The 11,585-nt window shown below is 61.5% G+C and carries 11 protein-coding genes and 1 riboswitch; all 11 genes read left to right on the top strand.

Going from position 1 to position 11,585, the window contains the following annotated elements; all coding sequences use genetic code 11:
- Positions 1-294: 294 nt before the first annotated feature.
- A complete protein-coding gene (locus tag AAAB16_RS03570) occupies positions 295-1,212 on the top strand; it encodes a response regulator (protein WP_340662099.1) in 918 nt (305 codons plus the stop codon).
- A gap of 119 nt (positions 1,213-1,331) precedes the next feature.
- Entirely contained in the window at positions 1,332-2,231 is a 900-nt protein-coding gene (locus tag AAAB16_RS03575) for a M23 family metallopeptidase (RefSeq protein WP_110615442.1), read from the top strand.
- Positions 2,232-2,301: 70 nt separating this feature from the next.
- Positions 2,302-4,152, top strand: coding sequence for a diguanylate cyclase (locus AAAB16_RS03580; RefSeq protein WP_340662100.1), 1,851 nt, complete (start codon positions 2,302-2,304; stop codon positions 4,150-4,152).
- 588 nt (positions 4,153-4,740) lie between these two features.
- A riboswitch (guanidine-I (ykkC/yxkD leader) is annotated at positions 4,741-4,844 on the top strand.
- Between the two features lie 46 nt (positions 4,845-4,890).
- Positions 4,891-5,907 carry an ABC transporter substrate-binding protein gene (locus AAAB16_RS03585; RefSeq protein ID WP_340662101.1) on the top strand — a complete coding sequence of 339 codons (1,017 nt, stop codon included), beginning with the start codon at positions 4,891-4,893 and terminating at the stop codon, positions 5,905-5,907.
- Between the two features lie 108 nt (positions 5,908-6,015).
- Positions 6,016-7,041, top strand: coding sequence for a fatty acid desaturase (locus AAAB16_RS03590; protein WP_340662102.1), 1,026 nt, complete (start codon positions 6,016-6,018; stop codon positions 7,039-7,041).
- Positions 7,042-7,043: 2 nt separating this feature from the next.
- Positions 7,044-7,820, top strand: a complete 777-nt coding sequence (locus tag AAAB16_RS03595; protein ID WP_340662103.1) for an SDR family oxidoreductase — start codon at positions 7,044-7,046, stop codon at positions 7,818-7,820.
- On the top strand, positions 7,820-8,572 hold the full coding sequence (locus AAAB16_RS03600; RefSeq protein WP_340662104.1) for a 3-oxoacyl-ACP reductase family protein: 753 nt from the start codon (positions 7,820-7,822) through the stop codon (positions 8,570-8,572). The genes AAAB16_RS03595 and AAAB16_RS03600 overlap by 1 nt, the downstream gene beginning before the upstream one ends.
- Entirely contained in the window at positions 8,569-9,453 is an 885-nt protein-coding gene (locus tag AAAB16_RS03605; RefSeq protein WP_340662105.1) for a DMT family transporter, read from the top strand. Before AAAB16_RS03600 ends, AAAB16_RS03605 begins: the two co-directional genes overlap by 4 nt.
- Complete coding sequence (locus AAAB16_RS03610) at positions 9,453-10,217, top strand: creatininase (RefSeq protein ID WP_340662106.1); 765 nt, start codon at positions 9,453-9,455, stop codon at positions 10,215-10,217. The genes AAAB16_RS03605 and AAAB16_RS03610 overlap by 1 nt, the downstream gene beginning before the upstream one ends.
- Positions 10,214-10,840, top strand: a complete 627-nt coding sequence (locus AAAB16_RS03615; protein ID WP_340662107.1) for an isochorismatase family cysteine hydrolase — start codon at positions 10,214-10,216, stop codon at positions 10,838-10,840. Before AAAB16_RS03610 ends, AAAB16_RS03615 begins: the two co-directional genes overlap by 4 nt.
- On the top strand, positions 10,837-11,585 hold a 749-nt coding region (locus AAAB16_RS03620; RefSeq protein WP_340662108.1), incomplete at its 3' end, for an N-acyl homoserine lactonase family protein. The genes AAAB16_RS03615 and AAAB16_RS03620, both read left to right, overlap by 4 nt.

The following is an 11,585-nucleotide window of genomic DNA, read 5'->3' on the forward strand; positions in this document are numbered from 1 at the left end:
TCCGCAAAACCCTGCGCCAGATAGACATCAGGCAACGGACGACATGATCATCAACCCGTTACCCATGTCTCCCGACAGGTGTTACCCATGTCTCCCGGCTGAACACTGCGCGCACCAAGCGATCTACCCGGCGTACCCATGGTGCGCACAGCACACCCTACGTTCAACGCAAAACCACGCCCGGCATTGCCCGGGCGTGGTCGTTTTTGTGCGTTAGCGTCGAGTTCAGAAAACCGATTTGGCTATTCGCCGTAAGGCGAGGCTATGCTTATGCCATTACGGAAGAGGTGGTCGATGAGCAAAGTCAGCGTGCTGGTGGTGGATGACGCGCCGTTTATTCGGGATCTGGTGAAGAAGGGCCTGCGCAATTCATTCCCCGGCATTCAAATCGAAGACGCGGTAAATGGGCGCAAGGCCCAGCAAATTCTGGGTCGGCAAAGCTTCGACCTGATTCTCTGCGACTGGGAAATGCCCGAGCTCTCCGGCCTTGAGTTGCTGACCTGGTGCCGCGAGCAGCCAGAGATGAAAACCCTGCCGTTTATCATGGTCACCAGCCGTGGCGATAAAGACAACGTGGTGCAGGCCATTCAGGCTGGCGTCTCCGACTTTATCGGTAAGCCGTTTACCAACGAGCAGTTGGTCACCAAAGTCAAAAAAGCCCTGCACAAGTCCGGCAAGTTGGAAGCGTTGATGAGCGGCGCAGTGAAAACCGCAGCGGCCTCGCCCTTTGGCAATGACTCGCTGTCGGCGCTTACCGGCGGCAAGGCTGCTGAGGTGGTCAAACCCAAAGCCGCTGCACCGGCCGCGCCCACGGGTTCGGCTGCTGCCTTGCTTGGTGGCGCGGCCAAACCCGCGCCAGCTGCCGCCGCACCCTCCGGCCGTGGTCAAGGGCAACTGCGCCTGGCCAGTGGCAGCCTGGCGTGCGTGATCAAAGCACTCAGCCTGAAAGAGGCAGCGTTACTGGTTAAGCGCCTGGACAACCTGCCGCAAGTACTGGAAAGCGCCGTGCTCGACCTGGAACAAGGCGACGGCGGCGAAGTGGCGCGCCTGAACGGCTACCTGCATTCAGTGGCGGCATTCGAACCCAAGCCCGACAGCGAATGGCTGCAACTGATCTTCCGCTTTGTCGACCGCGACCCGCAAAAGCTCGACTACCTCTCGCGCCTGATCGCCCGTGGCACCACACAGAAACACTTCTCCCCCGGCGCCTAAACGCAGGGGCAGGCGACCAGCGGCGCGAGGCGGATCACAACCCGCCCGCCCACGCCTCGCCTGGCGCCGGTGGCGCTGCTAATCTCTGCCGTCCACGTACCCATTAGAACGATGCCGTTATGCTAGGGCGCATTATCTTTCTCTGTGGTCTGCTGCTGACCGGTGCCAATCCGGCGCTGGCCCTGACCATCTACAAATACACCGATGCCAATGGTGTGGTGACCTACACCGACAAAGCCGCGCCCGGCGCGCAGGTGTTTGTGTTCCGTGATCGCATGGTCGAGCGCCTGGATACCCAGGTAAAACTGGAAACCAAAAAGCACGATGCCGGCGAAACCCTGCTGGTACGCAACGACCTCTACGCGCCGGTGGAAGTGGAGCTAAGCGTTAACAACGCAGTCAACGTCTCCGGCATGCCGGATAAACCTATCCACTGGGTATTGCCGCCGCGCAGCAAAATCCGCCTGGCCACCCTGGCCCCGCGCGACCCCAGCCAGCCCATGCGCTACAAACCGAAATTGCGCACTGCCCTTGGCGACCCGCGCTTGCAGCCTATCGTCTATGAGTACCCCTTGCCCTGGCAGGGCGGGCCGTTCCGTCAGAGCCAGGGCGCCAATGGCAAATACAGCCACTTCACGCCCAAAGGCCGCTACGCCATCGATATCGCCATGCCCGAAGGCACGCCTATCGTCTCGGCACGCGCCGGCACCGTGGTCAAGGTGGAAAACCAGCAAAGCGGCCGTGGCAATAACCCCTCCGGTAACTTTGTGCGGGTACTGCACGATGACGGCACCATGGGCGTTTATCTGCACTTGATGAAAGGCTCGGTGCTGGTCGGCGAAGGCCAACGCATTGCCCTCGGCACGCCACTGGCGCGCTCGGGCAACACTGGCAACAGCAGCGGCCCGCACCTGCACTTCGTCATTCAACGCAATATGGGCCTGGCGCTGGAGTCGATTCCCTTCGACTTCGTGCAACCGGTCGACACCTTGCCCAACTTTGCCGTGGGCGGTGAGTGAGCTCGCCTGCTAGCCTGTGTGCAAGACGTCGGTCACCGTCGTGGACCGACACGCAGGCAAAGGGCAAGCGATGCGGGTGCGTGTACAAGTCATAAGCTTACTGTTGTGCTGGCTGGCAGCCTTTTCCTGCTCGGCCGCGCTGGTGCAATTGCAGGACGATATGGAGCCGCTGCGCCTTGGCCCACAACTCGAATACCTGCTGCCGCAACAACCCCTGCAATTTGTCGATGCGCAGCGCTCACGGGGCTGGCAGGCGGTTAATAGCGATTCGCTGAACCTCGGCCATCAAGAGCAAGCGGTGTGGGTGCGTATGCACCTGCTGAATCTGGCGGCTATCAACGACTGGCTGCTAGTCGTCGACTGGCCCATTCTCGACCGCGCCGATGTGCGCCTGTACTACCCCGAAAGCCGCAGTTGGGGAGCCCTGCAATCGGCCGGTGATCACTTGCCATTGCACAGCTGGCCGGTGGCCGAACGGCAATTAGTCTTTCCCCTGAGCCTGCAGAAGTCCGAAGAAGCCTGGGTATATATGCGCGTGCGCAGCATGGAAAACCTGGTGCTGCCCATGCAGCTCTACAGCGACGCGCAGTTCCAGGCCGAAGAAAAAAGCCTGCGCCTGCTGCTCGGCATGTTCTTCGGCGCCATGCTTGCCATCCTGCTCTACAACGCCAGCCTGTACCTGTTCACCAAACATGGCAGCTATGTCTGGTACACCCTGTACCTGGCCGGGGTGATTATTTACGAGCTGAGCATTACCGGTATCGGGCCGCTGTATGTGTGGCCGGACCTGGGCGCGCCGGCGCGACAGATCTACGCGCTATCAGCGTTCTGGAGCTTCTTTGCCGCCGCCATGTTTATCCGCGCCTTCCTGCGCCTCAAGCGCTACGGCGGTTGGCCACTGTGGACCAATAACCTGCTGGCGCTGTATTGGTTGGTGGCGCTGGTGCTGACCTTGGTGCAGCCCAGCTGGCTGTACTGGATAGGCATTAACCAAGTGGCACTGGCCTCGTGCATTCTGGCGCTGGTGGTGGCGGTATCGGCCTGGCGCCGTGGCAATGCCTCGGCACCGATATTTATCCTCGCCTGGAGCTTTCTGATCGCCTGCACCTTTGTGCATGTGGCCGCGCTGGACGGCCTGCTACCGATCAACCAGATGACCCTGCGTGCACAGACGCTGGGTTTCTTTGTCGAATTTATCCTGCTTTCCATCGCCTTGGCCGACCGCCTTAACCGCGAGCGTGCCGCGCGGCTGCAAGCCCAGCAAAGCCTGCTGGAAGCCCGCGAAAGCGCCCTGAGCCTGCAACAACAAACCCTCGAAGTGCAGCGGCGCACCAACGAAGAACTGGAAAACCGCGTGCAAGAGCGCACCGCCGCGCTGCAACGGACCAAACTTGACCTGGAAGAGGCCAACAGCGAACTGACGCGCATCAGCCACACCGACGCGCTGACGCAACTGGCCAACCGCCGCTATTGCGACCAACAACTGGCGCAACTGCACGACCCCGCGCTGGGCGTGCTGATGATCGACATCGACCACTTCAAACGGATCAACGACACCTACGGGCACCCGTTTGGCGACAGCTGCATTTCAGCAGTGGCCCAGGTACTCAAGCAGGCGACCCGGCGCAGCGCCGACCTGGCCGCGCGCTATGGCGGCGAAGAGTTTGTCGTGTTGTTGCGCGACAGCAATCCGCAGGATGCCCTGGACTTGGCCGAGCAGATTCGCCTGGCGGTGGCGGGCATTGAGCTTGAACACGGCGAAGAGCGAGTGAAGCTCTCCGTAAGTGTGGGGGTGGCGTGTAACTCGCCGGAGCAAGGCTTGGATGTGCAGGCGCTGTTAAGTGCCGCAGATCGGGCGCTGTACGCGGCCAAACAGGGCGGGAGGAATCAGGTGCAAGGGGCTCAGGCGTTGCCTGCTTGATCTCCCGCATTTGATCTTCTGCTTGACCTTCTGCTTTTGATCCACCGCTTTTGACCCACCCGCCCCATTAGCGCAGGCCGAGTGGAGTCGTTGCGTAGGGGGTAGAGCGGCAGGAGCCGCGAAAGGCGTGGGGCCAAGGATGGCCCTGCACGCCGACCCCTGGAGTAACGACGCAGCGAGGGGACCTGGAGCGCAGCGCAAGGCCAAGGTTGGGGCAAGCCGTTTTTGCTTACTTTTTAGGGCGATTGCTAAAAAGTGAGTCGCGCATAAGGCGCGAAACCAAACGCCCCGCAAACGCGCCAAAGAAGAACTCCGCTATACAAAAAGCCACCACCGCGTAACCCAAAAAAACCACCCTGCAGCGCACTGAAACCATGCGCCCTTGCCTACCCCTGGTGCGCCCCCACCAACCACATCCCCGCAAACCCTTCTGCCCCTTCCAGCCAAACCCTTGAATCCGTAAGGTTTTTACCGCCATACCAGCGCCTGGCACCGACCTTGCTACATCACCATCCGAACGGGATGAGTTCTCGCGTCGGCACCGCCGTCACATAGCTGCTCATGACGCTTGGCACACAGGAGCTGTAACCAGAGGCGAACTAGGGTTCCGGTCCACTTGCAGTGGACGCTGGTCCGAGAGTTTTCCGGCCCTAAGGAGTAGGGCTACACGGCGGGAGAAAAGCCCGGGAGACGTGATGTCATCCCGTGCCTGTTTCCCTAACGTGTAGGAGTGTTGCCATGACCACGCCGTTGTCTTGCTTCAAGCTCTCATCAATGCGCACAAGCCTGCTCGGGGCTGTTCTGGCCACTGCCGCCAGCCTGTTGCCGCTGGCTTCCCAAGCCGCTGAAACGCTGAAAATCGGTACCGTTGTGTGGGCCGGTTACGCGCCGTTTTATGTCGCCGACAAACTCGATCTGTATAAAGCCCACGGCCTGAAAGTGGAGCTGCAGTTCTTCAACGACCCGGCACTGATTCCTACCGCCATGGTCGGCGGCGCGCTGGACGGCGGCATGCTCACCTATGACCAAGTGGTCGGCGGGGTTGCCAAGGGCCTCAAGCATAAAGTGGTGATGCCCATCGACTTCTCCAACGGTGGTGATGCCATCGTTGCCGAGAAAACCATCACCTCGGTGAAGGACTTCAAAGGCAAAAAAGTCGGCTACAACCCGCTGTCGCCATCGGACTTCCTGCTTGCCTATGCCCTGAAAACCAACGGCCTGACCGAGAAAGACATCAAGCCAATCAACATGACCCCGGAAAGCATTCCCGGCGCCATGGCCTCCGGTAGCCTGCCGGTGGGCGTGACCTACGAGCCCAACGTGTCGCAAATCCTCGGCATGCCGGGTGACAAGTTCCACGTCGTTTATTCCTCCAAAGACGCCCCCGGCTTGATCACCGACGTACTGGTGTTCGACGAAAAAGTCATCGCTAAACGCAAAGTGGCAATCAACGCGCTGATGCAGGGCTACGTCGATGGCTTGGCGTATATCAAAAGCCATCCGGACGAGTCCGCGCAAATCATCGGCAAAGTGCTGGGCGTCAGCGCCAAGGAAGCCACCGAGCAGATGAGCGGCGTGTACAACATTCCGCTCGCCGAGATGAGCAAAAACTTTGAGAAGTCCGACGCCACCAGCTCGTTCTTTGGCAGCGGCGCAGTGATCGGCACCTTGCTCAAAGACAACGGCCAGATTCCGGCCATTCCGGATTTCGCCACCACCTTTGACGCGTCCTTCGTCGAAGCCCTGGCCAAGTAACCGCTCGATTTCGAGTCGCCTGTGGTGCGCACAGCGCACCCTACCTCGCACACCACCGCTTTGTGTGCTGTGTGCACCACGGGCAACGCCGATAAAACAGGAGCCCACATGTCGACCCAAGTATTCCGCTACGCCGACGGCAAACTGCCCAATAGCCTGGCGTTCGCCTATGTCTTCGTTACCTACCTCGGCGGTTTTGCCCTGCTGTTCGCCGGCAACTGGGGTTTGAACCTGCTCGGCACCGTGCTGCTGGGCCACGGGATGATCATCGCCGCCTACCTGATCCACGAATTCGCCCACGGCACCATTTTCGCCAAGCCCAAGCACAACGAATGGGCGGGTGAGGTGTGCAGCTGGCTGTGTGGCAGTTGCTACGCCGGCTTCCAATACCTGCGCAAAAAACATATGCGCCACCACGTCGACCGCGCCGATGTCATCACCTTTGATACCAAGGTGTTTATGAACGCCTGCCCAGTCTGGCTACGCAAAGTCATCCTGGCCTTGGAGTGGGCCTATATCCCGGCCATTGAGCTGGTGATGCATTACTACGTGGTGGTGTTGCCCTTTATCACCCACGACCCGAAACACCGTGCCAACCGCAAAAAAGTGCTGCTTACGCTGGCGATCCGCAGCGTGCTGTTTGCCGCCCTCGCCGTTGTGTCGTTCAAGGCCTTGGTGCTCTATTGCGTGGCCTGGATGGTGATGCTCACCGTGTTGCGTTTTGCTGATGCCTATCAGCACACCTACGACGCCTTTGCGGTGCTGGAAGATGGCGGCGCCATTCCAAATGACAAAGTGCGCGACCGCGTTTACGAGCAGCACAACACTTACAGCAATGTAGTCTCGGCGCGCTGGCCGGCGCTCAACCTGCTGCTGCTGAATTTTTCCTACCACAACGCCCACCACGAAAAGCCGGTGGCGCCTTGGTATCGCCTGCCGGCCCTGCATCGCGAGTTGTATGGCAGCGATTACGCCCAGGTGCTGCCGATGTACCTGCTGCTCAAAAGCTTCCACCAACACCGCCTGCGCCGGGTGATGGACGATAACTACGGCGAAGTGGCCGCGCCTGAACAGCAACGGCGTGCCGATGGTTTTTACGGCGCCGTGGGCGTGTCGTTTCTGACGGCGGTGTAGCGATGAACCTCGACTACAGCGGCAAAACCGTGGTGCTGACCGGCGCCGCCAGTGGTATCGGCAAAGGCCTGGCGCGCGCTTTCGCCGAGCAGGGCGCATGCCTGGAATTGCTCGACCGGAACGGCGACGCCTTGGCTGCCGTGGCGGATGAGCTGCACAACCTTACGGCCGTCACCACTAGCACCCTCGACCTGGGTGACAGCGAAGCGATTGCCGCCTTTGCCGCCAGCCGTGAAGGGCGGCCCTTAGATGTGCTGATCAACAATGCCGGTGTGGAGTACGCCACGCCGCTGAGCGATACCGGCGCCGCTGCCGACGCCCATTGGCAGGCGCTGCTGGATAACAACGTCGCCTCCATGCTGCGCCTGACCCGCGCCCTGCAAGGCCAGCTCAAAGCCGGTAGCTCGGTGATTAATCAGGCCTCAATCTGGGGCCTGAAAGGTGTGCCGGGGTTCTCCGCCTATGTGGCCAGCAAACATGCCGTCATCGGCCTGACCCGCTCGCTGGCCTGGGAACTCGGCCCACGGCGCATTCGCGTGAACGCGGTATGCCCCGGTTGGATCGGCACCGACGCCGCCATGCGTTCGCTCACGGTGATGGCCGCCAGCAATGGCCGCAGCGAAGCGGACGAGCTGGCGCTGATTCTTGCCGCCCAAGCCGTACCCGAATTGCTCACGCCTGCCGACTTGGCCGGCACCTTTCTGTTTCTCGGCAGTGCCCTGGCATTGCCGCTGACCGGGCAAGCGTTGTCGGTCAGCCATGGCGAGGTAATGCACTGATGACCGAGCAAATTCTTAAAGGCCAGGTCGCGCTGGTCACTGGCGCCGCTACCGGCATTGGCCGCGCGACAGTACTGGCTCTGGCCGAGGCCGGCGCCAAGGTGTGGATCAATCATTTGGGTCAGGAGCGTGCCGCCATCGGCTTGGTCGCGCGTATTACCTCTGCCGGTGGCTGGGCGCGGGCGGTGGAGGCGGATGTGTCGTCTGCGCCGCAAGTGGCGGCCATGTTTGAACAGATTTTCGCGGCCGGTGCCCTGGATATCCTGGTCAACAACGCCGGCATCATTCTGGAAAAACCCTTTCTGGAAACCACAGAAGACGATTGGGCCAACCTGCTCGGTGTCGACCTGAGCGCCGTATACCGCTGCTGTCGGCACGCCCTGGGCCATATGCAGCCGCGCGGCTCGGGCAGCATCGTCAATATTGCCTCCGAGCTGGGTCATTTGGGTCGGGAGAAATACGCCGCCTACTGCACCGCCAAAGCCGGGGTGATCGGCCTGACTAAATCCCTTGCCCGCGAATTCGCTCCCTCTATTCGTATCAATGGTGTGGCACCGGGCCCGGTGGATACGCCCATGGTCAGTGCGGAAAACATGAGCGCGGAAATGATCGCCAAGGAAGTCGCCATTCCCATGGGCCGCCTCGGCCGCCCGGAAGAAATCGCCGCCGCCGTGCTGTTTCTGGTCTCGCCGCAAGCCAGTTTTTTCCAGGGGCAAATGCTCGGCGCCAATGGCGGGGCGTGGATGGGATGAACATTTTGTTCAAACCGGAAAGCATCCTGCTGTTTGCCGCCGTGCTGTGGGGCCTGGGCTGGATGCCGCTGCACCATTTTGCCGATCAGGGTTTGAGCGGTATGCCGGTGGTGCTCGCCACCTATGGCTTGCTCTGCGGCCTGGCGATTCCGGTGTTGCTCTGGCAGCGCCAGGCCTGGTGGCCACAGCGCTGGGGTTTGTTTGCCATTGGCGTGCTCGGTGGTTTTGGTACCGGCGGCCTGGTCGGCGCGTTGTCCGAGGGCGACGTGGTGCGGGTGATGCTGCTGTTTTACCTGGCGCCTGTGTGGGGCTTGCTAGGCGGCTGGTTGGCGTTGGGGGAAAAGCTCAGTGGCGAGCGGTTACTGGCCCTTGGCCTGGCCATGCTTGGTATCGCGCTGACCTTGGGGCTAAGCCGCGACACCTTTAAACCGCTGACCACGGCCGACTGGCTGGCACTGGTCGCCGGCTTTGCCTTTGCCATGAATAACCTGGTTACCCGCGCCGCCGACCAGGTGCCGTTGGCCAGTAAATCCGTAGTGGCCTTTCTTGGTAGCGCGGCAGTAGGGGCGGTGTTTTGCCTACTGCAAGGCACCCCGGTTCCGCCCATGTCGCTGGCGCTATGGGGCCAGGTGCTGTTGTTTGGTGTGTTCTGGCTGGTGGCCATGGCCACTGCCCAATATGGCTTTAGCCATGTCGAGATCGGCCGCGCCTCGGTGCTGGTGGTGATGGAACTGGTGATCGCTGTGCTCACCAGCGCCCTGTTTGGCGAGCGCGAACTGGGCGTGCGCGAATGGTGTGGCGGGGCGTTGGTCACCCTGGCAGCGGTAATGGCCGCGCGGCCGCCGCGAATTAACAGTCAACCGTCTTGTGAGGCCTCTTAATGACCGTACGCATGGACCAGCTCAGCTGGGTGGAATACGAGCGCCGCGTGCGCAAAGACGCGCCGGTAGTGTTTTTACCTTGCGGCGCCACCGAACAACATGGCCCGCATTTGCCTTTGGGCACCGACGCCCTGCTGGCCAGCGCCTTGTGTGAAGACGTGGCCGGCAAGATCGGCGGCCTGGTGGCGCCGGCGTTGTCCTACGGCTACAAGTCGCAGCCCAAATGCGGCGGCGGTAACCATTTCTGTGGCACCACCAGCCTGGATGGGCAGACGCTTATTTCACTGGTACGCGATGCGGTGCGTGAATTTGCCCGCCATGGCGTCACCCGTCTGGTGCTGGTGGACGGCCATTACGAAAACCAGTGGTTTGTCACCGAAGGCATCCTGCTGGCCATGCGTGAATTGGGTAAGGACAGCCAGCTTGAGGTCATGCGCCTGGAGCATTGGGATTTCTGCACCGAGCAGACCCTGGCCTCGGTGTTCCCCGACGGCTTCCCTGGTTTTGCCCTGGAGCATGCGGCGGTGATTGAAACCTCGCTGATGCTGCACTACCTGCCAAACCTGGTGCGTATCGACCTGATCCCTGATGAACCGCCCGCCGATTTCCCGCCGTATGACATGTACCCGACCCGCACCGACTGGGTGCCGGCCTCGGGCGTGCTGTCCTCGGCAAAAGGCTCGACAGCCGCGAAGGGCGCGCAAATGGCCGCCGACATTACCCAAGGCATCGCCGCCGCTGTGCGCAAGGAATTCAAGTTGTGAGCACCGCCCTGATCGTGATCGACATGCAGCGCGACTTCTGCGCGCCGGGCGGTTATGCCGATCAGGCCGGGCTGGATATCGGCCTGCTGCGTGCGCCCATTCCGGCCATTCAACAGCTGTTGGCCTATGCCCGGCAACGCGGCTTGCTGGTGCTGCATACCCGCGAAGGGCACCGCGCTGACCTCAGCGATTTGCCCGAGGCCAAACGCCTGCGCGCGGAAAAAGCCGGAGCACCGATTGGCTACCCCGGCCCGTTGGGGCGCTTGCTGGTGCGCGGCGAATTTGGCCATGACCTGATCGACGAGCTGCAACCGCTGAGCGGCGAGCCGATTATCGACAAACCCGGCTACAGCGCCTTTGCCCACACCGACCTCGACTTGCTGCTGCGCAATCGCGGCATCAGCAGCCTGTGGATAACCGGCGTCACCACCGAAGTGTGTGTGTCTTCCACCCTGCGCAGCGCGGTGGAACGGGGTTACGCCTGCACCCTGGTCAGCGATGCCTGCGCCTCCGGCGACCCTGAGCTGCATGCCGCGGCGTTGGCCATGGTGGCGGTGGAAGGTGGTTTGTTTGGTCGCGTGTGCGACAGTCAACGCCTGATCGCAGAAGGGGCTCGCCCATGACTCAGGTGAAAAAACTTTGGCCGCTGCTCACCGCGACCCATCGCTACGACAAAACCATCTCCACGCTAAACCGTGGCCATGGCGTGCAGATTGAAGCGCCGATTCTCGCCTACCTGATCGAAACCACCCACGGGCGCATTCTCTACGACGTCGGTTGCGACTACGCCAAGATCAACGACCCCATCCAGCGCGCGCGCTGGTACGACCCCGTGGGCTTTCCCATGGGCGCGCCCGAGATGAGTGAAGAACAACGCCTGCCTGCGCACTTCGCCCGCCTGGGCCTGACGCCTGCGGATATCGACGTGGTGTTTCTCGGCCATCTGCATTTCGACCATGCCGGCGGCTTGTGCGAGGTGTGTGGTGCCGAAGTGCATGTGCATGGCGCCGAGTTGGAAGCGGCGCGGGCCAAGGCTGACGATGCGTATTTTGTCGATGACTTTGCTGGCGACTACCGCTGGAAAATCCACAGCGACGAGTACGACCTGGTGCCCGGTGTGCGCGCCATCAACACCCCCGGGCATACCGCTGGGCATATGTCCCTGCTGATCGAACTGCCGCAAGGCCGCCCGGTGATCTTGGCCGGCGATGCGGCCGACCTGATCGAAAACCTTGAAGACGAAATCGCCCCCGGCACCCTCTGGCAGGACCGCGAAGACCTGGCGATCGACAGTATCCGCAAGCTCAAAGCGCTGGCCAAGGAAACCGACGGTGACCTCTGGCCCAACCACGACATGGCGTTCTGGCG

The organism is Pseudomonas sp. (assembly GCF_037994325.1).
GTDB lineage: Bacteria > Pseudomonadota > Gammaproteobacteria > Pseudomonadales > Pseudomonadaceae > Aquipseudomonas.

Bases quoted from the DNA above. Each gene is read 5' to 3' on its own strand.
- AAAB16_RS03590 (WP_340662102.1), top strand. From the start codon at position 6,016: ATGTCGACCCAAGTATTCCGCTACGCCGACGGCAAACTGCCCAATAGC.
- AAAB16_RS03570 (WP_340662099.1), top strand. From the start codon at position 295: ATGAGCAAAGTCAGCGTGCTGGTGGTGGATGACGCGCCGTTTATTCGG.
- AAAB16_RS03575 (WP_110615442.1), top strand. From the start codon at position 1,332: ATGCTAGGGCGCATTATCTTTCTCTGTGGTCTGCTGCTGACCGGTGCC.
- AAAB16_RS03605 (WP_340662105.1), top strand. From the start codon at position 8,569: ATGAACATTTTGTTCAAACCGGAAAGCATCCTGCTGTTTGCCGCCGTG.
- AAAB16_RS03585 (WP_340662101.1), top strand. From the start codon at position 4,891: ATGACCACGCCGTTGTCTTGCTTCAAGCTCTCATCAATGCGCACAAGC.
- AAAB16_RS03610 (WP_340662106.1), top strand. From the start codon at position 9,453: ATGACCGTACGCATGGACCAGCTCAGCTGGGTGGAATACGAGCGCCGC.
- AAAB16_RS03600 (WP_340662104.1), top strand. From the start codon at position 7,820: ATGACCGAGCAAATTCTTAAAGGCCAGGTCGCGCTGGTCACTGGCGCC.
- AAAB16_RS03580 (WP_340662100.1), top strand. From the start codon at position 2,302: ATGCGGGTGCGTGTACAAGTCATAAGCTTACTGTTGTGCTGGCTGGCA.
- AAAB16_RS03595 (WP_340662103.1), top strand. From the start codon at position 7,044: ATGAACCTCGACTACAGCGGCAAAACCGTGGTGCTGACCGGCGCCGCC.